This is a genomic window from Bradyrhizobium arachidis (assembly GCF_015291705.1).
GTDB classification, from domain to species: domain Bacteria; phylum Pseudomonadota; class Alphaproteobacteria; order Rhizobiales; family Xanthobacteraceae; genus Bradyrhizobium; species Bradyrhizobium arachidis.
The window spans coordinates 9,115,001-9,139,421 of the sequence record NZ_CP030050.1 but is presented as its reverse complement, the minus strand read 5'-3'; the positions used below and the strand labels follow the sequence as shown (position 1 = coordinate 9,139,421).

Below are 24,421 nucleotides of genomic sequence, written 5' to 3'. Positions count from 1 at the left end.
TCACGCCGGGGCATGACGCCGGTGTGTGGGGCTGGCGTGGCCCGCTACCCCTTCTTCGCCGCTAGCGCGTCCGCCACGGCGGTGCGGATGTCGGCCACCGAGAACGGCTTTGTCACGACGTCATGCACCAGCGCATTGAGGTTCGAGGCGCGCTCGCGCTGGTCGGCAAAGCCGGTCATCAGCAGGATGGTGAGGCCAGGGAAATCGCGCGCGGCGGAGAGCGCCAGCGCGATGCCGTCCATCACCGGCATCTGAATGTCGGTGAGCAGCAGGTCGAACGCGCCGTCCTCGCGGGTCAGGATCTCCAATGCCTCGGCGCCGTCCTGCGCGGTGACGATCTCGTGGCCGTCCATGGCGATGGCGCGCGCCACCAGCTGGCGCATCGAATCCTCGTCGTCGGCGATCAGGATTTTCGGCATGAGACCAACCTTGGGACCAACCTCCCGTGGAGCGTACGCGAGATCAATTATACGCTGCCGCCGGCGATGTCGCGCCGGTTGAAGAAGCGGACGTCGATGTTGCGGCCCTCCGGCGGCGGCGAGGCCAGGCGCGAGCGGAAGAAGGCGCGCTCGCCGGGTTGCAGCACTGTCTGTTCCAGCACGGTGTTCCACGCGTAGATCTCTGCGCCTTGCGCGTCGCGCACGGCAAAGCGCAGCCGCGGGATATCGAGCGGCTTCTTGCCCTGGCCGACGATCACGCCCTCGATCACCAGCACCTGCTTACCGTCCACGGTCTCGCTGGAGAGCTTGACGTCCTTGAAGGCGAGCCCGCGCAGGTTTACGTCGAACCCGACGAGCTTGTAGAACGCGGCGGTCTGCGGCAGTAGCCGTACCATGTCGCCGCGCCAGATGATCAGGGCCAGCACCAGCGCGCCCATGGCGGCGCAGGCGGTGGGCAGGCCGAAATGCGATTTACGCGACGTCGCGGCGGGGACCGGGCGGCTCACCCGCGCGCCGCGGCGGCTGAACAGGCCGCGGAACCAGGACTGGTGCTGCGCACCGAGGGCGTCCTCTTCGGCGGCGCGGGCGGCCGCCGACCACTCGTCCTCCATGTCCTTGGCCTCGTCGGCCGGCCAGTCGCTGGCGATGGAGGGGCTGTCGACGACCGGCGTATCGACGGCACCGTCATCCTTGGCGTAGGAGTTCCACTGCTCGGCGAGGTCGGACTGGTCCTCGGACTCGCTGGCCGCGGCCATGGCCGGAACGGATGCCTCCTCGATGGCATCATCGGCATAGGCGACCCAGGTCTCTTTGCAGCGGGAGCAGCGGACCGTGCGTCCGTTCGTCCCAAGGCTCGCGAGCTTGATGGCGTAGGATGTCGTACAATGAGGGCAGACGATATGCATGGACACGGGCCTTGATGCACGGACTGGTCTTGACGATGTCCCGGGCGCGGAGAGCCGGGCACTCCAAATGCTACAAGGCGACCGTTAACGAACCGGAAACCATAACGGTCGCACAACCCCTTGATCGCGTGTGGCGGGGTGCCGCGGCGCGGCCCCCTCTCGAACGGAGCTGAACTTGGTTCGGTTCGAAAATGTCGGATTGCGTTACGGACTGGGGCCGGAGATTCTGCGCGACCTCAGCTTCCAGATTCCGGCGCATTCTTTCCAATTCCTCACCGGCCCGTCCGGCGCCGGCAAGACGTCGCTGCTGCGCCTGTTGTTCCTGTCGCACCGGCCGACACGGGGCCTCGTCAATCTGTTCGGCAACGACATCTCGCAGCTCGGCAAGGACGAGATCGCAGATCTGCGCAAGCGCATCGGCATCGTGCTTCAGGATTTCCGCCTGCTCGACCACATGACGACGTATGAGAACGTCGCGCTGCCGTTCCGCGTCATGGGCCGCAGCGAGTCGAGCTACCGCAAGGAGGTGATCGACCTCTTGCGCTGGGTCGGGCTCGGCGACCGCATGGACGCGCTGCCGCCCATTCTCTCCGGCGGCGAGAAGCAGCGTGCGGCGATCGCGCGCGCCGTGATCTCGCGGCCGCAGCTCCTGCTCGCGGACGAGCCGACCGGTAGCGTCGATCCGACGCTCGGCCGCCGCCTGCTGCGTCTGTTCATCGAGCTCAACAAGTCAGGCACCGCCGTCATCATCGCCACCCACGACATCGGCCTGATGGACCAGTACGAGGCGCGGCGGCTGGTGCTGCATCAGGGACGGTTGCACGTCTATGAGTAGGACCGACGAGCGCGGCGTGCTGGTCGACCTCGGACAGGAGCGTCCGCAGCTTCCTGCCAAGGCGCGCAACATGTCGCCGATCGTGCCGCGCGCCTCGATCCACGGCCGCGCGCTGGTCGCCGTCGTCGCCATCATGACCTTCCTGGCGTCGATGACGACGGGCACAGTGCTGCTGGTCAGCGCCTCCGCCGCGGAATGGCAGTCCGATGTCGCAAGCGAAATCACCATCCAGGTCCGTCCCCAAGTGGGGCGCGATCTTGATCGCGACACCGTGGCCGTGACCGAGGCGATGCGCGCGCAGGCCGGCATCGTCGAGGTCAAGCCGTTCAGCAAGGATGAGAGCGGCAAGCTGCTCGAGCCCTGGCTCGGCACGGGCCTGTCGATGGACGATTTGCCTGTGCCGCGCATGATCATCGCGCGGGTGCAGCCGGGCACGCAGCTTGATCTCGCTGCCTTGCGCGCGCGCGTGACGCAGGTGGCACCGAGCGCCAGCGTCGACGATCACCGCGCCTGGATCGAGCGCATGCGCTCGATGACCAATGCCACCGTGCTCGCCGGCATCGGCATCCTCGCGCTCGTCATCGTCGCGACCATCATCTCGGTGTCGTTCGCGACCCGCGGCGCCATGGCGGCGAACCGTCCGATCGTCGAGGTCCTGCATTTCGTCGGCGCCGGCGACCGCTACATCGCCAACCACTTCCTGCGCCATTTCCTCCGCCTGGGGCTGGAGGGCGGCGTGATCGGTGGCGGCGTCGCCATGCTGCTGTTCGGCTTCTCCGAGTCGATCGCCGGCTGGTTCTCCGGCACGCCCGTCGGCGATCAGTTCGCGGCGTTGCTCGGCACCTTCTCGCTGCGGCCGTCAGGCTATGTGGTGCTCGCGGTGCAGGCGGTGCTGATCGGCGCCATCACGGCGGTTGCCTCGCGCCAGACCCTGTTTGCGACATTGAATGACATTGATTGAGTGCGTTCTTCTTCCCTCTCCCGCAAGGGGGAGAGGATGAAGAAACCAGACTCCACTTCGCCTCAAAACGTCTTAAAATCATCTCGGGAAGGGATCACCGATATCACATGACCTCAAAGGCCGACGATCGATCGCCGAAACTGCCGCGCGGCTGGCTGCGCGCGGCATTGGTCTCGACGATCGCGTTCGCCTTCGTCGGCGCGGCGGCGGGCTTTGTCGCGTTCCTGTCGCAACTGCGGGGCGCCGAGATCGCCCCTAGCCGCAAGGCCGACGGCATCGTGGTCCTGACCGGCGGCTCCTCGCGGGTGTCGGACGCGATGGAGCTGCTGGCTGCCGGCTACGGCCAGCGGCTGCTGATCTCCGGCGTGCATCCGACCTCGACCGCGAGTGACATCTCCCGGACTCTGCCGGAGAACCAGTCCTTCATGCATTGCTGCGTCGATCTCGACCGCACCGCGGTCTCGACCCGCGGCAACGCGGCGGAGGCGCGGCGCTGGGCCGAGGGGCGCGGCTTCAAGTCGCTGATCGTGGTCACCTCGAACTATCACATGCCACGCGCGCTGGTGGAATTCTCGCACGCGATGCCGGAGACGACGCTGATCCCGTTCGCGGTCGTCGGCGAGAAATGGCGCGAGGAGCCGTGGTGGACCTCGGCGTCCACCTTGCGGCTGCTCCTGTCCGAATATGTCAAGTATATCGCGGCCGAGATCAGGATCCGCCTGGAGGATTTCGGGATTGACCTTTCGCCCGAGATGTCGGAGCAGCCTCAGGGCCAGCAACCGAAGCGGCCCGCCACCGCACAGGCCAATTGATCGGACCCTCGATGTTCCTGATTTTCCTGCGCTCGCTCGTGTTCAACGTGCTGTTCTACACCGTGCTGGTGTGTCTCGCGATCGTGGCGCTGCCGACCTTCGCATTGCCGCCGCGCGCCATGCTGACGGTCGCAGAATGGTGGGCGAAGGCGACGCTGGTCCTGATGCGCGTGGTCTGCAACATCAAGGTGGAATTCCGGGGCACGGAGAAGATCCCGGCCGGGCCGCTGCTGATCGTGGCAAAACACCAGTCGTTCTGGGAGACGTTCGTGTTGCCGGGCTTCTTCCACCGCCCGATCTTCATCCTCAAGCGCCAGCTGATGCAGATCCCGGTGTTCGGCCAGTTCCTGGTCAAGACCGGCATGATCGCGATCGACCGCAATGCCGGTGTGAAGGCGCTGCTGGACATGACGCGGCGCGCGCGCGAGGCGGTGCGCAGCGGAAAGCAGCTCGTGATCTTTCCGGAAGGCACGCGCCGCGCGCCGGGCGCGCCGCCCGATTACAAGACCGGCTTTGCGCAGATCTATTCGTCCTGTGGTGTGCCGTGCCTGCCGATCGCGCTCAATTCCGGCCTGTTCTGGCCGCGCCGCACCTTCATGCGCTATCCCGGCACGCTGGTGGTTGAGTTCCTCGATCCGCTGCCGCCGGGCCTGCCGAAGGACGAGTTTCTGTCCCGCGTGCAAAGTGCGATCGAAGACGCGACCGGCCGCCTCGTCGAGGCGGGGCGGAAAGAGCAGGAGCAGCTGATCGGCTCCGCGCCGAGCTATGCGCCGTCTGCGAGCTAGCGGCTTTCGCTGTCTTCGTCGGGCGCGTGCAGCGAATGTGCTTCCCCATGCAGCATCGTCGCGAGCTGATGCAATTGCGTGTCGCGAAAGCCCTCGGCCTCGATCGCCTTCACCGTCGCCGTGACGTAGTCGCGGTTGGCGCCGGACTGGCCGTGGCCCTGGATCACGTGGCGATGCTGCTCGGCGAGCGACAGCCGGCCGGCATATTGGACATGGCCGCGGTCGACGACATAGGCGAGCGCGGAGACGCGCTGGCGCGCATCGTTCTCCAGCCACACCGAGCGCATCACCTCGCGATAGACCGAGGTGACCTGCTCGCGCGCCCGCAAATAGGCGACCACGTCGGTGCGGTTTGTCTCGGCGACGCGGAAGGCGATGCCGCGGCAGGCGCCGCCGCGGTCGAGCCCGAGCACCAGGCCCGGCTTCTCCGGCGTGCCGCGATGCACGAAGGAATAGACGCAAAGCGCGCGGTGCTCGCCGACCAGCCGCGCAGGGACGCGCTCCTCGAATTCGAAGCCCGGCCGCCACATCAGCGAGCCATAGCCGAACACCCAGAGGTCGCCTTTGGCTGTGGTGATGGAGGGGAGGGTGATTTCCGACATTTCGGGCACGGCTACCAGAACCGGGCCCCCAAGCGAAGCGGATTCTCAGCCTTTCGGCGGGACCGGACCTCGCTTACATTTGACAAAATCTGGGGCCAAAGGGTCGCCGCATGTCCGATATGACCGTTGCCGCAGGCCGGCGCTCCCGTTGGCGCCTTTTCATCGCACCCGTTCTCCTCCTGATCCTCGCCCTCGCGTGGAGCGGCTTCTGGTTCTTCGCGGCCTCGCAGGCCGAGGTGGCCGCCGATGCCTGGCGCGCGCAGGAGGCCAAGGCCGGCCGCATCTATGATTGCGCCAAGCGCTCGATTGCCGGCTTCCCGTTCCGCTTCGAGGTGCAGTGCTCCGGCGCCAGCGTCGCCCTGGTGTCGCAGAACGCCAGCAAGACGCCGTTCACGGCAAGGCTCGACAACATCCTGGTGATCGCCCAGGTCTACGATCCCAGGCACGTCATCGCCGAATTCTCCGCGCCGGCGACGCTGACCGACGGCATCACGCAAAACACCTTCGTGGTGAACTGGAGCAAGGGCCGCAGCAGCGTGGTCGGCCTGCCCGCCGTGCCCGACCGTGCCTCCCTCGTGTTCGACGATCCCAGCCTCAACCGGCTCGACAATTCGGTGCAGGTGCCGCTCGCGCGTGCCAAGCAGGTCGAGCTGCACGGGCGCCTGGCGGACGGATCGACCTCCGATCGCCCTGTCATCGAGACCGTGCTCCACGTCGCGCAAGGCAGCATCCAGGGCGTTCACCCCTTGCTCGCCGAGCCGTTCGAGGCCGACACGCGCGCGAAGATCACCGGCCTTTCCGACCTCACGCCAAAGCCCTGGCCGCAGCGCTTTCGCGAGATCCAGGCCGCCGGCGGCCACATCGAGATCGTGCAGTCGCGCATCCAGCAGGGCGAGATGATCGCGGTCGCGGCCGGCACGCTCGGCCTCTCCGCCAATGGCCGGCTCGACGGCGAATTGCAGATGACGATGACGGGCCTCGAGCGCGTCATCCCCGCGCTCGGCATCGAGAAGATGCTGGAGGAGGGCGTGCCGCAGGCGACCCTCGACCGCGTCGCGCCCGGCGTGAAATCGCAGGACCTCAACAACCTCTTTGGCGCGCTCGACCGCGCCGTGCCCGGTCTCGGCAAGGTGATCAAGCAGAACGCCAACGCGGGCGTTGCCGCCGGCATCAATTCGATCGGCACCGAGAGCACGCTGGAAGGCAAGAAGGCGCGCAGCTTCCCGTTGAAATTCGTCGACGGCGCCGTGCTGCTCGGCCCGATCAAGGTCGGCCAGATCCCGCCGCTGTATTGATTGATTTGTCGTCATTCCGGGGCGATGCGTAGCATCGAGCCCGGAATCCATTTCACCGCACGCGTTTTGGGCCGATGGATTCCGGGCTCGCCCTTCGGGCGCCCCGGAATGACAGACGGAGCTTACGGCTTCTTCAGCGCCGCATGCGGCCGGCCGAAGTCGGCTGCCGCCGAATCCTGGCCGATCTCGACGATGCCGCGGCGGATGGCGCGGGTGCGGGTGAAATGATCGAACAGCGCTTCGCCGTCGCCGCGGCGGATCGCACGCGTGAGCTTTGCGAGATCCTCGGTGAAGGTGCCGAGCATCTCCAGCACGGCTTCCTTGTTGGCGAGGAACACGTCGCGCCACATCGTCGGATCGGACGCCGCGATGCGGGTGAAGTCGCGGAAACCGCCGGCCGAGAACTTGATCACCTCTGACTCCGTCACCTGCGCCAGCTCGTCGGCGGTGCCGACGATCGTGTAGGCGATCAGATGCGGCAGGTGGCTGGTGATGGCGAGCACGAGATCATGATGGTCCGGCGTCATCACCTCGACCTTGGCGCCCATCGCCGCCCAGAACGCGCGCAGCCGATCGGTCGCCGCCGCATCGACCCCATCAGGCGGCGTCAAAATGCACCAGCGGTTGATGAACAGCTCGGCGAAGCCGGAATCCGGCCCCGAATGCTCGGTGCCCGCCACCGGATGCGCCGGCACGAAATGGACGGTCTTCGGCAGATGCGGCGCCATGTCCCTGACCACCGCGCCCTTCACCGAGCCGACGTCGGAGATAACAGCGCCGGGCTTCAGATGCTCGGCGATCTCCTTTGCCACCTCGCCGCACGCGCCGACGGGAATGCAGAGAATGACGAGATCGGCGTCCTTCACCGCTTCCGCATTGGTCGCCACGACGTGGTCGACGATGCCGAGCTCCATCACCCGCGCGCGCGTCTTCTCCGAACGCGCGGTGGTGACGATCTCGCCCGCCAGGCCCTGGAGCTTCGCAGCGCGCGCGATCGAGCCGCCGATCAGACCGAAGCCGATCAACGCGACGCGCTGGAAATGCGGGTTCGCGCTCATTTGCCGGCCATGAAATCGCGCAAGCCGTCGACCACGAGGCGGTTGGCCTCCTCGGTGCCGATGGTCATGCGCAGCGAATGCGGCAGGCCGTAATTCTTCAGCGCGCGCAGCACGAGGCCGCGCTTGGTGAGGTAGGCGTCGGCCGCGTCCGCGGTCTTGCCGTCGGTCGGGAAGTGGATCAGCACGAAATTGGCGACGCTCGGCGTCACCTTCAGTCCGAGCTTGCCGATCTCCTCGGTCAGCCAGTTGCGCCAGGTCTCGGTGAACTGTTTCGACATCGTCTGGTGCGCGGTGTCTTCAATGGCGGCGACCGCGGCGTACATCGCCGGCGTCGACACGTTGAAGGGACCGCGGATGCGGTTGACGGCGTCGATGATGTGCTCGGGACCGAACATCCAGCCGATGCGCAGCGCGGCGAGGCCGTGGATCTTGGAGAAGGTGTGCGTCACCACCGTGTTCTCGGTGGTGGCGACCAGCTCGATCCCCATTTCATAGTCGTTACGCGAAACGTAGTCGGAATAGGCGGCATCCAGCACCAGCAGAACGTGCGACGGCAGGCCGGCGCGCAGCCGCTTGACCTCGTCGAACGGCACATAGGTGCCGGTCGGATTGTTGGGATTGGCGAGCCAGACCAGCTTCGTCTTCGGCGTCACCGCCTTGAGGATGGCATCGACGTTGCAGGTGAGGTTGGTCTCCTGCGCGATGACGTTCTTGGCGCCGACCGCCATGGTCGCGATCGGGTAGACCAGGAAACCGTGGGTGGTCGAGATCGCCTCGTCGCCCTGGCTGAGATAGGTGTGGGCAAGCAGGTTGAGGATCTCGTCCGAACCGGCGCCGCAGATGATGCGGTTCGGATCGAGTCCGAACGAGCGGCCGATCGCTTCGCGCAGCACCCGCGAGGTGCCTTCCGGATAATCCTCCAGATGATCCGCCACGCGCTTGAAGGCCTCGATCGCCTTCGGTGATGGTCCGAACGGCGTCTCGTTGGCCGAGAGCTTGAACACCTTGCGGCCCGGCTCCGGCACCGGGCTCTTGCCGGGCGTGTAGGGCGCAATATCGAGAATGCCGGGATTCGGCACGGGGCGGGACATCTTCAACTCCGAAAGTGGCTGGGCGCGAGACTTACGATTTCGACCCGGTCGGGGTCACCGTATAGCGCGTTGCGTGGCTGCCGACGAGGGCCGTGGAGCGCACCGAGGCCCCTGCTTCGATCAGGGCAGCCTTGATCTTGTCGATGCTGGTTGCGCTCGTGACCGACACCAGCAGCGCGGCTCCGTCAAAGGCGGTATCGGGCACCGCCACGATCTCGGCGAGCGGCGACAGGGTCCGCGCGACCTCGGCGTTCCACCCCGAGACACGCACGCTGAAGGTCTCGACCTCCGTCACCAGCGCGCTGTCGGCGACGCGCGAGACCGCGAACACCGGCAGTGCCGCCGGATGATCGGCGCGCTCGACGAAAGGCAGCCGCGCGATGATCTTCGGCGCGCCTTCCGCTTCCAGCTCCAGCCACCACGGCGTGCGGCTCGACGTCGCCGAGACCAGTGCCAGGTCGCCCTTGGATTTCGCCACCGCCTCGACCGCAGCCTGTGCGCTGAAATGCGCGACGTAAGGCACGGTGAAGCCGAAATGGAATCGCGCGGAATCGCGCATCGCCGGCTCGCTTACGGAGATGTCGGCATGCACCGAGAACGGCGCCTGCACGTAGGTGAACGTCGAGATGATCACGCGCCAGATGCTCTCGACCGTGTCGAGCGGCAGGATGCCGCGATGGCGCTGCACGAGGTCGCGCATCATCGCGGCTTCGCGCGCAGGCCGGAACGCGGAGCCGACCTCCTGGGTCTGCTTCACCTGGATCAGGCGGTCGATGATGTCGCCGCGTTGCATCAGCAGGCGATGCATGTCCGCGTCGATCGCGTCGATCTCCTTGCGCAATTCCTGGAGCGATGGTGGCGCGGGCGGACGTTGGGACATATCTGCCGGATGCTGTTCTGCGAAGTGCCGTTGAGAGGCGTTCCAATGCGGGTCGGGCAGGCCAATGGGCGAGCCGGATTCCGCTGCGGTCGATGTCCTGATTAGGCAGTCAGGGCGGCGAAAGCAAAGAGAAATGACGACCTTTTCGGCCGGCGGTTCAAGGACGATTTTGGTTAATCCGGGCCGCGACTTGACGAAAACCGCCCAAGACAGTAGATTTTGCCTGTTCCGTGGTCATTTGAGCCGGCCGGCTTGCAGCCACGTTAAAAAACTCGCTAAACAGGCCGGGGACGCTTCCGATCCCGGCCGAACCTATCGTTCAGGCCGGGTTTTTCATGGCCTGATACAAGTAGCGGTCTGAAGTCCGATCGCAAACGAGGTCGATGGTCAGATGGGTAGCGTCAAGTCGATTCCGAGTCCTGCGATCAGCGCCGATGAGCGCTCGCACGAGGTCGATCACCCGAGTTCGCAGGTCGCGCGTTTCGGCGCAGATCAGCCGCTGCGGCTCGATTGCGGCGTCGATCTGGCGCCGTTCCAGATCGCCTACCAGACCTATGGCGAGCTCAATGCCGATCGCTCCAACGCCGTTCTGATCTGCCATGCGCTGACCGGCGACCAGCACGTCGCCAATCTGCATCCCGTCACCGGCAAGCCCGGCTGGTGGGACACACTGGTCGGCCCGGGCCGCCCCATCGATCCCAGCCGTTACTTCATCATCTGCTCCAACGTGATTGGCGGCTGCATGGGCTCCACGGGGCCGGCCTCGATCAATCCCGCCACCGGCAAGGTGTGGGGGCTCGATTTTCCGGTCATCACCATTCCGGACATGGTGCGCGCGCAGGCGATGCTGATCGACCGGCTCGGTATCGACACGCTCTTCGCTGTGGTCGGCGGCTCGATGGGCGGCATGCAGGTGCTGCAATGGACCGCGGCCTATCCGGCCCGCGTGTTCTCCGCGCTCGCGATCGCCTGTTCGACGCGGCACTCGGCACAGAACATCGCCTTCCACGAGCTTGGCCGCCAGGCCGTGATGGCGGATCCCGACTGGCACAATGGCGGCTATGCCGATCGCGGTCTTCATCCGCATCGCGGCCTCGCGGTCGCGCGCATGGCTGCGCACATCACTTATCTGTCAGATGCGGCGCTGCACCGGAAATTCGGCCGCCGCATGCAGGATCGCGAGCTGCCGACCTTCTCGTTCGACGCCGACTTCCAGGTCGAGTCCTATCTGCGCTACCAGGGCTCCTCGTTCGTCGAGCGCTTCGACGCCAATTCCTATCTCTATCTCACCCGCGCGATGGACTATTTCGACATCGCCGCCGATCACGGCGGCGTGCTGGCGAAGGCGTTCGCGGGCATCCAGACCCGCTTCTGCGTGGTGTCGTTCACCAGCGACTGGCTGTTCCCGACCTCGGAATCGCGCGCGCTGGTGCATGCGCTGAATGCGTCGAGCGCGCGGGTGTCGTTCGCCGAGATCGAGACCGATCGCGGCCACGACGCGTTCCTGCTCGACGTGCCCGAATTCTTCGACATCTCCCGCGCCTTCCTGCAATCGGCAGGCAAGGCCCGCGGGCTCACCGGCAAGGACAGCTAGCGATGTCTGTACAGGAAGTGCTGCCGTTGAATGGGTTCACTGCGGAGCAATCCGCGCATTTCCGTGCGGACCATCTGCTGGTCGCCGAGATGGTCAAGCCCGGCTCGAAAGTGCTCGACGTCGGCTGCGGTGACGGCGATCTGCTTCAGCTTCTGGAGATGCGCCGCGTCGATGGCCGCGGCATCGAATTGTCGCGCGAGGGCGTCAACCGCTGCGTTGCCAAGGGCCTCGCGGTGGTGCAGGGCGATGCCGACACCGACCTTGTCAACTATCCCGACGATGCCTTCGACTACGTGATCCTGTCGCAGACGCTGCAGGCGACACGGCAGCCGCGCGTGGTGCTCGAAAACCTGCTGCGCATCGGCCGTCGCGCCATCGTGTCGTTCCCCAATTTCGGCTTCTGGAAGATGCGGCTCCAGCTCCTGATCGGCGGCCACATGCCGCGCACCGAGAATTTGCCGGCAAGCTGGTACGACACCGCCAACATCCATTTCTGCACCATCAAGGATTTCGTCGAGCTCTGCGATGCGATCGGCGTCAAGATGGAGCGCGCCGAGGCGCTTGACCTCTACGGTCGTCCTCTGCGGTTGCGATTGCCGTGGTGGGTTTGGAACATGTTCGGCGAGCAGGGCGTGTTTCTGCTGAGCCGCGGCGGGCGGAAGTAGGTTCTCCGTCATCCCGGGGCGCGCGAAGCGCGAGCCCGGAATCCATTGGGCCGCATAGGCTGTCGCGCGATGGATTCCGGGCCTGCGCCTCCGGCGCATCCCGGAATGACAGCAAGTGTCTAATGCGCCGCCAGCGACCTCGGATCGCGCACTGGCCATCGCCCTGCTTCCACCAGCGTCACGAACCGCTCCACGCTCTCGTTGAACAACGCGGGCTCTTCGAGATTGAGCACGTGGCCGGATTTCGGAAACATCGCGAGGCCCGCGGCCGGCAGATGCTTCTTCAGAAACAGGCTCGCCCCGACGCACGGATCGTCCTCATCGCCGCAGATGATCAGCGCGGGCGTTGTCACGGCCCTGATCGCATCCGTCAGCGTGTAGATCGAGGGACGGCCGCCCTGGAAACCGCGCATCGTGCGCGCCGAACCCTTGGCATCGTGGCGCGCCAGTGCGGCGTAGAAATCGGCGTGACCGCGCGGGTCCTTGACCAGGAAGGGTATACGGCTCGGTGCCTCGCGCGTGACCTTTGCGACTTCCGCGGAGCCCAGCGTCTCGAACTGTTCGGCATTGGCGCGGCACTGCTTGCGCCAGGCATCGAGATTTTCGAGCTCCGAGCCGGAGCCGACGCCGGCCAGCGTCATCGACAGCGCGCGATGCGGCGCGTTCAATCCGATCTGGAGCGACGAATAGGCGCCCATCGAGAGCCCGACGAGATGCGCGCGCTCGATCCCGAGATGATCGAGCACCGCGAGCGAGTCGGTGTAGAAGTGCGTGTAGGTGTAGACCTCGCCATCGGGCACGTCGGATGGCGTGTAGCCGCGCGCGGAATAGGTGATGCAGCGGTGGCCGCGCGAGAAGTAACGCATCTGCGGCTCCCAATTGGTGTAGTCGGCCGCGAATTCGTGCAGAAAAATAATCGGCGTTCCCTGACCCGCCTCTTCGAAATAGATGCGGACGTCATCCCTGGTCGTGGCGTGGGGCATTAACTCTTTCCCTCTGTTCAAGCCGCAAACAGAGGATCGCAGTTAATGGTGTTGTCCGCAATGCGGCAGCATCAGGCCAGCTCCAATGCAAAATCATCGCAGCCATTCGCCGACACGGCAGTCTTTTTCTCGCCACATCCGGAAGCTTTACGGCCCGGCGGATGTCGGCCACCGCACGGGCCGACGGGAAGTGGGGGTGTAACTAAGGATGAAGAATGGTTGAGTTGTTTGCGTACCGCCTGTCGCGTTGTATTGTCGCGCTGGCGTTCTTCTTCGCGGCGGTTGCCGCGTTCGTTTCTCCGGCCTCAGCGCGGCCACACCATCGTCATAGCGCGGAGCGGCACGCTTACGTGCACCATGCCAGACATCATCATTACCGGCACCATGCCCGCAGCTCGCGTTTCGAGCGCCGCGCGGCGCAATTGCAGGCGAGCGGCTTTGCCGACAGCCAGGCCAGCTATGATCCGAGCGCCAACGGCGGCGGCATGACCAGCAACGCTGTGAGCGGTGGCAGCTTTGGCGGCGGATCGGGTGTCGTGTCCGAGGCGCGCCGCTATCTCGGCGGCAATCCCACGGGACGAGGCAGCCTGTGGTGCGCGCGCTTCATGAACATGGTGCTGGAGCATACAGGCCATCGCGGCACCGGCTCCGACATGGCGAGCTCGTTCGCGCGGTACGGCACCCGTGTCTCCGGTCCGCAGGTCGGCGCTATCGCGGTCATGTCGCGCGGCCGCCGCGGCGGCCATGTCGGCATCATCACCGGCATCGACGCGCAGGGCAATCCGATCATGATCTCCGGCAACAACGGCAATCGCGTCCGCGAAGCCCCGGTCTCGCGCGGCCGGATCTATGCGTATGTGATGCCGAACTGAAAGCAGCGACAGAGCAGTAGGGTGGGCAAAGCGTAGCGTGCCCACCACCTCTGTCCGCATAGCGGATGGTGGGCACGGCGCAAGCGCGCCTTTGCCCACCCTACGGCACCGGCGCGCTTTGCCGGATCATGCCCTAGCGCGGAACGCGCGCGGTAATGTGCCCTTTGACCGGCATCGGCATGTCGCTCGCCGGTGCCGGCAGCGTCAGTCTGGGCAAGATCTCGTTGCGAAATGCGGCGTCGATGTCGGCGTCGCCGGACGGCTTGGCAAGCTGGACCCGGGTGACATGCCCCTTTGAATCGATCCACATCTCACACTGGACGTCGAAGGGCTTGTCGCGGGTCCTCGCATTTTCCCTTGTCGCCGTCTCCAGCGCGGCCTGAACGGCACGCGCGTAGGCAGCCCAGCGCGTGCCAAGCACACCGGATCTGGCCGGATTGTCAGAGCCGCCAAGGTTGAGCGGCGGCGGCTCGTCCAGCGGCGGACGGCTGGGTTCATCGGCGTGAGGCATGCCGATCGCCGGCGGGCTTGGCATGTCGTCGTCCGTTCCGGGCTGGCCGGCATTCTGCGCCAATGATGCCGGCTCGCGGAGCGCCAGCAGGGCAAGGGCGAGCAAGAGTATCCGGCGCCGGCGCGAGCTTCCTTCGGCCAGCACAGCAAATTTCCCAAAGATATGTCGCAACGTGGGAAGCGCGCGCACGATCGGCCAACGTTTCAGTGGACCCTGAACGTGAGACGATTGGGACAGCTGAAATGCGCAAAACGAGGTGGCCGCGCCTGTAAGCCCTTACGGGAAGCTCACACCAGCTTCGGCTCTTCCACCGCGACCGCATCCCCCACGCCGATCTCGCCACCTTCGATCACCTCGGCATAGATGCCGCAGTCCATGTGGCCGAGATGGCGCGAGAGCGTCGGTGGGATTTCGAGGTCGCGCGCGGCGGTGACGGGATCGACATTGGTGGCCGGGCAGCGGACGATGCGTTTGACCACTTTCAGCCGGGCTTGCCCGATCGCGAGCATCTGGCCGACAAGGTCGAGCTCCGACCAGGCGGGCCAGCCCTTCACGTAGAGATTGGCGCGGAAGCGCAGCGGATGCACGGCGGTGCCGCCAAGCATGGTCTCGATGGCGCGGACGCTGTCGAAATTGATGATCGACACGACCTTGCGAGCGACGTCGGAAAAGCTGTGGTCGCGGCCGGACAGAATCTTTGGCGGGCCCTTCAGCTCCGGCTGGAAATTCTCGGTGAAGTAGCTCTCGATGGCGGCGCGCCCGGCGGCCGTCTCGAGATCGCCGCTGGCGACGATCTGGCCGTCCTTGCGGATGGTCAGGCGGTGGGTCGCGTCCTCGTAACGGCTGTCGAGCGACGCCAGCCGCTCGTGGCGCGCCAGCATCAGAAACTGGATCTTCGGCTTCCACTCGGGGGCTTCAGGGTCGAACCCGCTCGGGCCGTTCTCGATGGCGTAGCGGCGGTCGGCGGGCAGGGTCTGGCCGATCCGCAAGGGGACGCGGGGCAGGGACTCCGGCGTCAGGCCCTTGATCGGGTAGCGGTAGAGGCCGGTGATCTCGGCGGACTGGCTGGCTGTCATGCCGCTACTTAAGGGATTCGACCGCATCCCGCCAAGCCGGCGGATCAGCGCACGAAATTGTGAACTCGCCTCTTTCGATCCGGGGGCACGCTTCCCACATCTGGGTCAGGCCGGCGCCAGCGCCGGCTGATAACGACCGCTGCTGGTTGAGGAACGTCAACGCAGCCAGCGGAAACCCAGTGAAGATGCCGTTTGGAGTGCCTTAGAGGGCTCCAGGGGCAGGCCGAGGGACAGAAAAGAAATGAACATCGACAAGTATACCGAACGCTCCAGGGGCTTCATCCAGTCCGCGCAGTCGCTCGCGGTGCGCGAGGGGCACCAGCAGTTTTCAACCCTGCATGTGCTGAAAGTCCTGTTGGACGACAATGAGGGGCTCGCTGCCGGTCTGATCGACCGCGCCGGCGGTAATTCCCGTGCAATTCTCAAGGCGACCGAGGACGCCCTGAACAAGGTGCCGAAGGTCAGTGGCGGCGGCGCCGGGCAGATCTATCTCGCGCCCGAGCTCGCCCGCACCTTTGATGCCGCCGAAAAGGCCGGCGAGAAGGCCGGCGACAGCTTCGTCACCGTCGAGCGGCTATTGCTCGGCCTCACGCTGGAGAAGACCAGCGAGGCAGGTGCGATCCTCGCTAAGGGCGGCGTCACGGCGCAAAATCTCAACGCGGCGATCGAGGCGCTGCGCAAGGGCCGCACCGCGGACTCGGCGACCGCCGAGAATGCCTATGACGCGCTGAAGAAATATGCCCGCGACCTGACCCAGGCTGCGCGCGACGGCAAGCTCGACCCGGTCATCGGCCGCGACGAGGAGATCCGCCGCACCATCCAGGTGCTGTCGCGACGGACCAAGAACAATCCCGTCCTGATTGGTGAGCCCGGCGTCGGCAAGACCGCCATCGCCGAAGGGCTCGCGCTGCGCATCGTCAACGGGGACGTGCCCGAGGGTCTGAAGGACAAGAAGCTGCTGTCGCTCGACCTCGGCGCGCTGATTGCCGGTGCAAAATACCGTGGTGAGTTCGAGGAGCGGCTGAAGGCCGTGCTCCAGGAGGTGACCGCGAGCGAGGGCAATTTCATCCTGTTCATCGACGAGATGCACACGCTGATCGGCGCCGGCAAGGGTGATGGCGCGATGGACGCGTCCAACCTGCTCAAGCCCGCACTCGCCCGCGGCGAGCTGCACTGCATCGGCGCGACCACGCTCGACGAGTATCAGAAGCACGTCGAGAAGGACGCCGCGCTGGCGCGGCGGTTCCAGCCGATCTTCGTCAGCGAGCCCTCGGTCGAGGACACCATCTCGATCCTGCGCGGCCTGAAGGACAAGTACGAGCAGCATCATGGCGTGCGGATCTCCGATTCCGCGCTTGTTGCCTCCGCGACGCTGTCCAACCGCTACATCACCGACCGCTTCCTGCCCGACAAGGCGATCGACCTCATGGACGAGGCCGCGGCGCGGCTGAAGATGCAGGTCGATTCCAAGCCGGAGGAGCTGGATTCGCTGGACCGCGAGATCATCCGGCTCAAGATCGAGCAGGAGGCGCTGAAGAAGGAAAGCGATCCCGGCTCCAAGACCCGTCTCGAAGCGCTCGAGAAGGAGCTGGCTGAGCTCGAGGAGAAGTCGGCGGCGCTCACCTCACGCTGGAGCGCGGAGAAGAACAAGCTCTCCAACGCCCAGAAGTTGAAAGCGGAACTCGACGGCTTGCGCGTCGAGCTCGCCAATGCGCAGCGGCGCGGCGAATTCCAGAAGGCCGGAGAGCTGGCCTATGGAAGGATCCCGGAGCTGGAGAAGAAGCTCGGCGATATCGAGGCGAAGGAGAACTCCGGCGAAATGATGGAGGAGGCGGTCACCGCCAGCCACATCGCGCAGGTGGTCTCGCGCTGGACCGGCGTGCCCGTCGACAAGATGCTGGAAGGCGAGAAGGAGAAGCTCCTCAAGATGGAGGAGCAGCTCGGACAGCGCGTGGTCGGCCAGGCCGAGGCGGTGCGTGCGGTCGCAACCGCCGTGCGCCGCTCGCGTGCGGGCCTGCAGGACCCGAACCGGCCCACCGGCTCGTTCATGTTCCTGGGGCCGACCGGCGTCGGCAAGACCGAGCTGACCAAGGCGCTCGCCGAGTATCTGTTCAACGACGAGACCGCGATGGTCCGCCTCGACATGTCCGAGTACATGGAGAAGCACTCGGTCTCGCGGCTGATCGGCGCGCCTCCGGGCTATGTCGGCTATGACGAGGGCGGCGCGCTCACCGAAGCGGTGCGGCGCCGGCCTTATCAGGTGGTGCTGTTCGACGAGATCGAGAAAGCGCATCCTGACGTGTTCAACGTCCTGTTGCAGGTGCTCGACGACGGCCGCCTGACCGATGGCCAGGGCCGTACCGTCGATTTCCGCAACACGCTGATCATCATGACCTCGAACCTCGGTTCGGAGTTTCTGGTGAATCAACCCGAGGGCGAAGACACCTCAGCCGTGCGTGAGCAGGTGATGGGAACGGTGCGGGCGCATTTCCGCCCCGAATTCCTCAACCGTGTCGACGAGATCATCCTGTTCCACCGCTTGCAGCGGAGCGAGATGGGCCGGATCGTCGAGATCCAGTTCGCGCGGCTGCAGAAGCTGCTGACCGATCGCAAGATCGTGCTGACGCTCGACGCTGCGGGGCGTGACTGGCTCGCGGCCAAGGGCTGGGATCCCGCCTATGGCGCCCGGCCGTTGAAGCGGGTGATCCAGCGCTACCTCCAGGACCCGCTCGCCGAGATGATCCTCGGCGGCGACGTCAAGGACGGCGATACCGTTGCGATCTCGTCCGCAGGCAACGTGCTGACCTTCAACGGCAAGGCGGCGCAGACCGCGGAGATCACCCAGTTCGACGCGCCGGTGTCGAAGCGCAAGCTGAACTGACCGGGCGGCTCGTCGCAAAACAAAGTTCGCCCCGGAGAGGTCGTCCTCTCCGGGGCGAATTGTTTTTCAGGCTGCTTTGCTAGCTGGCTGGAGACATCGTGCCGGGCGAGGCCGGCCCTTCCTCTTCGCCGTCCTGTTCGAGCTCCGACAGGATGTCCACGAGCGCACGGACGCGGCCCTGCGCCAGCGGACGCAAATCGTTGATCATGGGCTCGTCATTGGCGAGCCAGGCCTGGGCTTCCGCGAGTTCCTCGACGGTGGCGCCGGTTCCGATGATCTCTGCAATCGTCACGTCATCCACGCTGCCAACGGCCTTGGTGACGTCGTCGCGAGAGAGATGCTGCATGGCGGTCCTCCTCTGGCTCAACGGCAAAAGACTGGTCGCGCGAATCAATCGAGACGCTGCCGATCGGTTCCGCGAAGTGTGGAGGGAGGAGCGATCCGGCCCGGGAACGGCGGGAATCGCGGGGAAATTACCGGTTGGTGACCTGGAGCGGGCCGCCGGTCGCGTCCGACATGCGGGCGATGGCGCCGCCGCGGCCGCTCATCATGCCGTCGAGCCGGTCGCGCTCTTTCTCGAAGCCTGCCAGAACCGCCCCTTCCAGCGAACGGCCGCGCGGCAGTTTCACGCGCAGCGGATCGACGAAGCGGCCGTTGACGAGGATTTCGTAGTGGACGTGGGGACCCGTCGACTGGCCGGTCGAACCGACGAAGCCGATCACCTGGCCCTGTCGCACCTTCTTGCCGACCTCCATGCCCTTGGCGAACGCCGACATGTGGCCGTAGGCGGTCTCGTAGCCGTTGGAATGCTTGATGCGGATATATTTGCCGTAGCCGCCCTCGGGACCGGCCTTCTCGATCACGCCGTTGCCTGAGGCGAAGATCGGCGTGCCGTAGGCGGTGGCCCAGTCGACGCCGGTGTGCATCTTCACATAGCCCAGGATCGGATGGCGGCGGCCGCCGAAGCCGGAGCGCATGATGGCGTTGTTGACGGGCTTGCGCACCAGGAACTTCTTCGCGCTCTTGCCGGTCTCGTCATAGTAGTCGACGACGCCGTCGTCAGGGCTCTGATAGCGGTAGTATTTCTTGGTCTCGCCGCCGACCGTGAGGGAAGCGAACAGCACGTCGTTCTTTTCGCTCGACGTCACGCCCTCGTCCTCGCCGGCGTAGAACACGTCGAAGGAATCGCCCGGCTGCACCTTGCGCTGGAAATCGACGTCGTAGGAGTAGATCTTGATCATGTCCTCGATGACCGGCATCGGGACCTTGTTGCGCATCGCGGTCTCGTAGATGCTCTGGTAGAGCCGCACGCCGGTGCCGTCATCGTCGTCATCGTCGTCGCTGTTGGCGTTGGCCGTGGCATCAGCGACGGTGTTCATGCTGGAGACGTCGACCGCGACGTATTTGCCGAGGTCGGACAGCGCCGCGATCGCCTCGACCATGGTGTCGTTTGCAACCACGACGCGATAGGGCTGGAGCCTTGCGCCGGGGCTCGCGGGCGCCATCAGGATGCGCAGCTTCTCGCCTTCCTTCAGGCCGCCGTCGCGGCCGCGGGGCCCGAGCGTTGCGGTGATCGCCTTGATCTCCTCAGGCGTCGCGCCGAGATCGCGCAGCACGGAGCCGACGCTGTCGCCCTTCTTGACCAGGTGGACGCGTTCGCCGCTGGGATTGCCGCCGGTGATCTGCTCCTTGGTCTTGGGCAGCAGCGTGACGTTTTCCGGCACCACGCGCGTCTCGAAACCGGCATAGGGATCGGACGACGACGTTTCCGGGGCGTAGGCGCTGCGGATGTCGGAGGCGCCGGTCGCGCCGGAGACGTCGGCGGTGGCATTGGCGAGCGAGGCGTAGCGGACTCCGCCATTGCCACGCCAATTGGCGGCATCGCGCACCCGCATCAGGATGTCGTCGAGCGCGACCACCGCGGAAATCTTCGCCTTCGGCAGCACCGGCGACAGGTCCTTGGTCACGAAGGAGACTTCGGCGTCGGGCTCGACGGCTTCGGGATTGTTGGGATCGTCGGAGGCGGTCTTCGGATCGGAGCCGACGTCGGTGAGCAGACGCTGGGCGTTGAACGGCGGGATCTTCGCCGACAAATCGCTCGTCGTCATCGACAGGTTGCCGGCGATCCGGACGAAGGGGCGCACCCGCATCACGTCGCGATTGCCGACGCGGGCGACGGTCGAGACGCGCACGATGTTGCGCGAGGCGGTGGATTCGCTCGGTGGCGGCAGGCGGTCGCTCTTGTGCAGCGTGGCTGCGCGATCGGCTGCGCCGAACGCACCACGCAGCGCGCCTTCGACGCGCTCGGGCACCTTGGCGAAGGTCATCTCGCCGTCGAGCGACGCGAAAACGGCGCCGCCGATCAGGGCCGCGCCGCAGAGTCCGGTCAGAATTGTACCGCTGAACCATTGCACCGAGACGCGGCGGCGATCGATGACGGCGGCTTCCGAACCATCGACGGACAGCGGCGGCTCGTGGCCGAGATCGATGATCCCGGTCTCACGCCCGTAAGCGCCGCGTGACGTCCTGTGGTTCAACCCAAGTCCCCCAATCAACGACCCAAGATGCCCGTTTCGAACCCCGTTCCGGCCGCCCTCTTGCAGGGGGATCGCCGGAAAAGGCAAACCGCACAGGCGCCCGCGCTCAGAAAGCCCTGCAATAGGGCCGGCCGAAACTACGAACAGCTGGACGGGTGAAGGTCTCTCGAAGTCTCTCGAATGTCGGAAGAAGGCCGCCTCATCGTATGATTGCCTTCCTCTGACCCTACGAAAATCGCGGCAGCCCCCACTGGCACCCCGCGATTCAAGCTTGTCTCTTATCAGAACGCCGCGGGATTGTGGCTCAAGTACGGCGCCTAATATGGAAAAAGTTTACTGAACGGCCGGGCGCCTGGGGCCGCCCGGGAGGGGCGCCCAAGACCGCCTTCGGAGCCCCTCCGGAGCCCCCAGGGACGCAAACTTTTTTTGAGATCTTTTACCGTGCGGCGCCGGTCGTCGCACCCGGCGGCCACCTAATCGACTGGAATCGCTGGAATTTTTTCGATGATCCACTGTGCGACGATTTGTTGACGATTGGCGTTGACAGCCCGGAAGGCGGGGCCTATAACCCCAACCACTGAGCGCGGCGCCGCCGGGTCACTGACCAAGGCGAGCGAACGCGCCACTGATGCTCCTCACCTTGTTGAGTGACACAACAGCCGACACCAGTCGGTTGGAGTTCATCCATCGTCGGTAAGGGTGTCGGAACCCTTCCTCTCAGGAAGGTTGGGGCCTCTCCGGTCCCGGGCTGTTTGACAAGTGAAGATGAAGAAAGAGAAACGTGGACGGCGGAGTCCTTGCGCCTCTCGGACCACTTAAGAGCTTCGGCTTTTGAGTACTGAGAGAGGACGAAAGACTTCGGCGGTACACGTTTCAAAGGAAACACCATCGTTGTCCGCGATGTGAATCGCAGACAGCAAGTCGATTTCGGTCGACAATGGTGGGACCTCGTCAAACGTTGTGATCAGCCGGTTCAAAGTTCAAGTCCAACTTGAGAGTTTGATCCTGGCTCAGAGCGAACGCTGGCGGCAGGCTTAACACATGCAAGTCGAGCGGGCGTAGCAATACGTCAGCGGCAGACGGGTGAGTAACGCGTGGGAACGTACCTTTTGGTTCGGAACAACACAGGGAAACTTGTGCTAATACCGGATAAGCCCTTACGGGGAAAGATTTATCGCCGAAAGATCGGCCCGCGTCTGATTAGCTAGTTGGTAGGGTAATGGCCTACCAAGGCGACGATCAGTAGCTGGTCTGAGAGGATGATCAGCCACATTGGGACTGAGACACGGCCCAAACTCCTACGGGAGGCAGCAGTGGGGAATATTGGACAATGGGGGCAACCCTGATCCAGCCATGCCGCGTGAGTGATGAAGGCCCTAGGGTTGTAAAGCTCTTTTGTGCGGGAAGATAATGACGGTACCGCAAGAATAAGCCCCGGCTAACTTCGTGCCAGCAGCCGCGGTAATACGAAGGGGGCTAGCGTTGCTCGGAATCACTGGGCGTAAAGGGTGCGTAGGCGGGTCTTTAAGTCAGGGGTGAAATCCTGGAGCTCAACTCCAGAACTGCCTTTGATACTGAAGATCTTGAGTCCGGGAGAGGTGAGTGGAACTGCGAGTGTAGAGGTGAAATTCGTAGATATTCGCAAGAACACCAGTGGCGAAGGCGGCTCACTGGCCCGGTACTGACGCTGAGGCACGAAAGCGTGGGGAGCAAACAGGATTAGATACCCTGGTAGTCCACGCCGTAAACGATGAATGCCAGCCGTTAGTGGGTTTACTCACTAGTGGCGCAGCTAACGCTTTAAGCATTCCGCCTGGGGAGTACGGTCGCAAGATTAAAACTCAAAGGAATTGACGGGGGCCCGCACAAGCGGTGGAGCATGTGGTTTAATTCGACGCAACGCGCAGAACCTTACCAGCCCTTGACATGTCCAGGACCGGTCGCAGAGACGTGACCTTCTCTTCGGAGCCTGGAACACAGGTGCTGCATGGCTGTCGTCAGCTCGTGTCGTGAGATGTTGGGTTAAGTCCCGCAACGAGCGCAACCCCCGTCCTTAGTTGCTACCATTTAGTTGAGCACTCTAAGGAGACTGCCGGTGATAAGCCGCGAGGAAGGTGGGGATGACGTCAAGTCCTCATGGCCCTTACGGGCTGGGCTACACACGTGCTACAATGGCGGTGACAATGGGATGCGAAGGGGCAACCCCTAGCAAATCTCAAAAAGCCGTCTCAGTTCGGATTGGGCTCTGCAACTCGAGCCCATGAAGTTGGAATCGCTAGTAATCGTGGATCAGCACGCCACGGTGAATACGTTCCCGGGCCTTGTACACACCGCCCGTCACACCATGGGAGTTGGTTTTACCTGAAGACGGTGCGCTAACCCGCAAGGGAGGCAGCCGGCCACGGTAGGGTCAGCGACTGGGGTGAAGTCGTAACAAGGTAGCCGTAGGGGAACCTGCGGCTGGATCACCTCCTTTCTAAGGATGATCCTTCAGCGAGCTCACGCTCACTATCGGATCGTTTTAGAAACATCAGTGGCCAACAGATCGCCAGATCGTTGAGCTGCATTGGCGGGATTTCGCCGTCTTCGTTTCTCTTTCTTCGCGGACGAACACGCGCTGGGCCTGCAACGGCAGGATCCAGGGTCCTTAACGGGATGTGCGTTAGGGGCTTGTAGCTCAGTTGGTTAGAGCGCGCGCTTGATAAGCGTGAGGTCGGAAGTTCAAGTCTTCCCAGGCCCACCACTTTCATCGAGTGTGCATTCGTCTTCTGGTTACGGGGCCATAGCTCAGCTGGGAGAGCGCGTGCTTTGCAAGCATGAGGTCGTCGGTTCGATCCCGTCTGGCTCCACCAGATGGTTTGATCACCGAGATCTTGTACCGTCGTCCGCGAAACATCACTTCGCATCCTGCTAGTCTGGATAGACAGCAAGATGCGTGTTTTCTGACATCGTAAAGAGGAGATCGATCCGAGTTGGGTCGTGTAGCAGATTGCTGCGCGAGCCTTCATTATCTCCGGATCATTTTCGGCGCTCGCGTCCGACCGCAAGGTTGGTTGCGAGTTGTAAAATGATCCTTTTAGCGAAGCTTGACCGCCTCGCTATCGGAACGATCTTACGAAGCAAGCTGGTCTTTCTAGTCAATGTCCGGCTGTACGTAGCGTTCATCGAGGGCGCGCGCCGCAAGGCAATCGTACAGACAACATTCTGCCGAGTGGGTGGACATTGATAATGAGAGCAATCAAGTGCCTTAAGGGTGTTCGGTGGATGCCTTGGCGCTGAGAGGCGATGAAGGACGTGCTACGCTGCGATAAGCCGTGGGGAGCTGCGAAGAAGCTTTGATCCGCGGATTTCCGAATGGGGAAACCCACCTTCGATAGCCGGAACTCCAAGACCTTTGGTCTTGGTGTTCGACCAGAAATGATCGGGACCATGACCGCGAGGTTTTGGATTTCCGGTTATCAAGAGAAGGTATGAGACTTCTGAATACATAGGAGGTTTCAAGCAAACCCAGGGAACTGAAACATCTAAGTACCTGGAGGAAAGGACATCAACAGAGACTCCGTTAGTAGTGGCGAGCGAACGCGGACCAGGCCAGTGATACATCAAAGACAATCGGAACCAGTCAGGAAAGCTGGGCC

Annotated in this window: 20 protein-coding genes, 2 tRNA genes, 2 rRNA genes and 1 riboswitch (1 of these 25 only partly in view); of the genes, 13 read left to right on the top strand and 11 right to left on the bottom strand. The window is 64.3% G+C overall.

The genetic code is table 11. The features are described 5' to 3' along the window. Window positions 1–44 precede the first annotated feature (44 nt). Both WN72_RS43195 and WN72_RS43190 read right to left on the bottom strand, forming a co-directional pair. Window positions 45–419, bottom strand: a complete 375-nt coding sequence (locus WN72_RS43195; protein ID WP_027562822.1) for a response regulator — start codon at window positions 417–419, stop codon at window positions 45–47. Between the two features lie 47 nt (window positions 420–466). Beyond that, the gene (locus WN72_RS43190; RefSeq protein ID WP_092215568.1) at window positions 467–1,345 is read right to left on the bottom strand and encodes an MJ0042-type zinc finger domain-containing protein; all 879 of its coding nucleotides are present in this window, start codon (window positions 1,343–1,345) and stop codon (window positions 467–469) included. Between the two features lie 175 nt (window positions 1,346–1,520). Between WN72_RS43190 and ftsE the strand changes: the two genes are divergently transcribed. The 4 genes from ftsE (at window position 1,521) to WN72_RS43170 (ending at window position 4,738) form a co-directional block, all read left to right on the top strand. Continuing rightward, a complete protein-coding gene (ftsE, locus tag WN72_RS43185; RefSeq protein WP_027562824.1) occupies window positions 1,521–2,180 on the top strand; it encodes a cell division ATP-binding protein FtsE in 660 nt (219 codons plus the stop codon). Continuing rightward, a complete protein-coding gene (locus tag WN72_RS43180; protein ID WP_092215570.1) occupies window positions 2,173–3,141 on the top strand; it encodes a cell division protein FtsX in 969 nt (322 codons plus the stop codon). The genes ftsE and WN72_RS43180 overlap by 8 nt, the downstream gene beginning before the upstream one ends. Before the next feature lie 107 nt (window positions 3,142–3,248). Then, a complete protein-coding gene (locus WN72_RS43175) occupies window positions 3,249–3,953 on the top strand; it encodes a YdcF family protein (protein ID WP_027562826.1) in 705 nt (234 codons plus the stop codon). A gap of 11 nt (window positions 3,954–3,964) precedes the next feature. Further along, the gene (locus tag WN72_RS43170) at window positions 3,965–4,738 is read left to right on the top strand and encodes a lysophospholipid acyltransferase family protein (RefSeq protein ID WP_092215572.1); all 774 of its coding nucleotides are present in this window, start codon (window positions 3,965–3,967) and stop codon (window positions 4,736–4,738) included. Here WN72_RS43170 and WN72_RS43165 read toward each other — a convergent pair. Beyond that, the gene (locus tag WN72_RS43165; protein ID WP_167380777.1) at window positions 4,735–5,340 is read right to left on the bottom strand and encodes a gamma-glutamylcyclotransferase; all 606 of its coding nucleotides are present in this window, start codon (window positions 5,338–5,340) and stop codon (window positions 4,735–4,737) included. The two genes, WN72_RS43170 and WN72_RS43165, sit on opposite strands and share 4 nt — an antisense overlap. Window positions 5,341–5,450: 110 nt before the next feature. On the opposite strand from WN72_RS43165, the gene WN72_RS43160 reads away from it, so the two are divergent. Next, window positions 5,451–6,635 carry a DUF2125 domain-containing protein gene (locus WN72_RS43160; RefSeq protein WP_092215576.1) on the top strand — a complete coding sequence of 395 codons (1,185 nt, stop codon included), beginning with the start codon at window positions 5,451–5,453 and terminating at the stop codon, window positions 6,633–6,635. A gap of 122 nt (window positions 6,636–6,757) precedes the next feature. Here WN72_RS43160 and WN72_RS43155 read toward each other — a convergent pair whose 3' ends face one another. Genes WN72_RS43155 through WN72_RS43145 form a run of 3 tightly spaced genes read right to left on the bottom strand, consistent with a single transcriptional unit; the run spans window position 6,758 to window position 9,664 of the window. Continuing rightward, complete coding sequence (locus WN72_RS43155) at window positions 6,758–7,693, bottom strand: prephenate/arogenate dehydrogenase family protein (RefSeq protein WP_027562830.1); 936 nt, start codon at window positions 7,691–7,693, stop codon at window positions 6,758–6,760. Beyond that, window positions 7,690–8,784 (bottom strand): histidinol-phosphate transaminase, encoded by a 1,095-nt coding sequence (gene hisC, locus WN72_RS43150; protein ID WP_092215578.1) that lies wholly within the window; start codon window positions 8,782–8,784, stop codon window positions 7,690–7,692. The genes WN72_RS43155 and hisC overlap by 4 nt, the downstream gene beginning before the upstream one ends. Window positions 8,785–8,815: 31 nt before the next feature. Then, window positions 8,816–9,664 carry a chorismate mutase gene (locus WN72_RS43145; RefSeq protein ID WP_027562832.1) on the bottom strand — a complete coding sequence of 283 codons (849 nt, stop codon included), beginning with the start codon at window positions 9,662–9,664 and terminating at the stop codon, window positions 8,816–8,818. Between the two features lie 220 nt (window positions 9,665–9,884). Further along, window positions 9,885–9,964, top strand: a riboswitch (SAM riboswitch). Between the two features lie 91 nt (window positions 9,965–10,055). On the opposite strand from WN72_RS43145, the gene metX reads away from it, so the two are divergent. Beyond that, entirely contained in the window at window positions 10,056–11,258 is a 1,203-nt protein-coding gene (metX, locus tag WN72_RS43140; RefSeq protein ID WP_092215580.1) for a homoserine O-acetyltransferase MetX, read from the top strand. 2 nt (window positions 11,259–11,260) lie between these two features. Next, window positions 11,261–11,923, top strand: a complete 663-nt coding sequence (gene metW / locus WN72_RS43135; RefSeq protein WP_092215582.1) for a methionine biosynthesis protein MetW — start codon at window positions 11,261–11,263, stop codon at window positions 11,921–11,923. Between the two features lie 119 nt (window positions 11,924–12,042). On the opposite strand, the gene WN72_RS43130 is transcribed toward metW, so the two are convergent. Then, window positions 12,043–12,906, bottom strand: coding sequence for an alpha/beta fold hydrolase (locus WN72_RS43130; RefSeq protein ID WP_092215584.1), 864 nt, complete (start codon window positions 12,904–12,906; stop codon window positions 12,043–12,045). A gap of 215 nt (window positions 12,907–13,121) precedes the next feature. Here WN72_RS43130 and WN72_RS43125 point away from each other — a divergent pair, with 215 nt between their 5' ends. After that, complete coding sequence (locus WN72_RS43125; RefSeq protein WP_027562836.1) at window positions 13,122–13,778, top strand: TIGR02594 family protein; 657 nt, start codon at window positions 13,122–13,124, stop codon at window positions 13,776–13,778. Between the two features lie 133 nt (window positions 13,779–13,911). Here WN72_RS43125 and WN72_RS43120 read toward each other — a convergent pair whose 3' ends face one another. Further along, window positions 13,912–14,433: a TonB C-terminal domain-containing protein gene (locus WN72_RS43120; protein ID WP_092215586.1), complete on the bottom strand. Its 522-nt coding sequence runs from the start codon at window positions 14,431–14,433 to the stop codon at window positions 13,912–13,914. Window positions 14,434–14,576: 143 nt separating this feature from the next. Next, entirely contained in the window at window positions 14,577–15,365 is a 789-nt protein-coding gene (locus tag WN72_RS43115; RefSeq protein WP_092215588.1) for an MOSC domain-containing protein, read from the bottom strand. 241 nt (window positions 15,366–15,606) lie between these two features. On the opposite strand from WN72_RS43115, the gene clpB reads away from it, so the two are divergent. Beyond that, a complete protein-coding gene (gene clpB / locus WN72_RS43110; protein ID WP_092215590.1) occupies window positions 15,607–18,246 on the top strand; it encodes an ATP-dependent chaperone ClpB in 2,640 nt (879 codons plus the stop codon). Between the two features lie 79 nt (window positions 18,247–18,325). Here the strand turns inward: clpB and WN72_RS43105 are convergent, their stop codons facing one another. Then, the gene (locus WN72_RS43105) at window positions 18,326–18,592 is read right to left on the bottom strand and encodes a hypothetical protein (RefSeq protein WP_027562839.1); all 267 of its coding nucleotides are present in this window, start codon (window positions 18,590–18,592) and stop codon (window positions 18,326–18,328) included. Window positions 18,593–18,719: 127 nt separating this feature from the next. Then, on the bottom strand, window positions 18,720–20,783 hold the full coding sequence (locus tag WN72_RS43100; RefSeq protein ID WP_027562840.1) for a M23 family metallopeptidase: 2,064 nt from the start codon (window positions 20,781–20,783) through the stop codon (window positions 18,720–18,722). Between the two features lie 987 nt (window positions 20,784–21,770). Here WN72_RS43100 and WN72_RS43095 point away from each other — a divergent pair. The 4 genes from WN72_RS43095 to WN72_RS43080 all read left to right on the top strand — a co-directional run. Then, window positions 21,771–23,259, top strand: a 16S ribosomal RNA gene (locus WN72_RS43095). A gap of 190 nt (window positions 23,260–23,449) precedes the next feature. Further along, a tRNA-Ile gene (locus tag WN72_RS43090) sits at window positions 23,450–23,526 on the top strand. A 33-nt stretch (window positions 23,527–23,559) separates the two neighbouring features. Beyond that, a tRNA-Ala gene (locus WN72_RS43085) sits at window positions 23,560–23,635 on the top strand. Between the two features lie 384 nt (window positions 23,636–24,019). Then, window positions 24,020–24,421, top strand: a 23S ribosomal RNA gene (locus WN72_RS43080); it runs 2,444 nt beyond the window's last position. Together the 16S and 23S rRNA genes with 2 tRNA genes alongside form the textbook arrangement of a ribosomal RNA operon.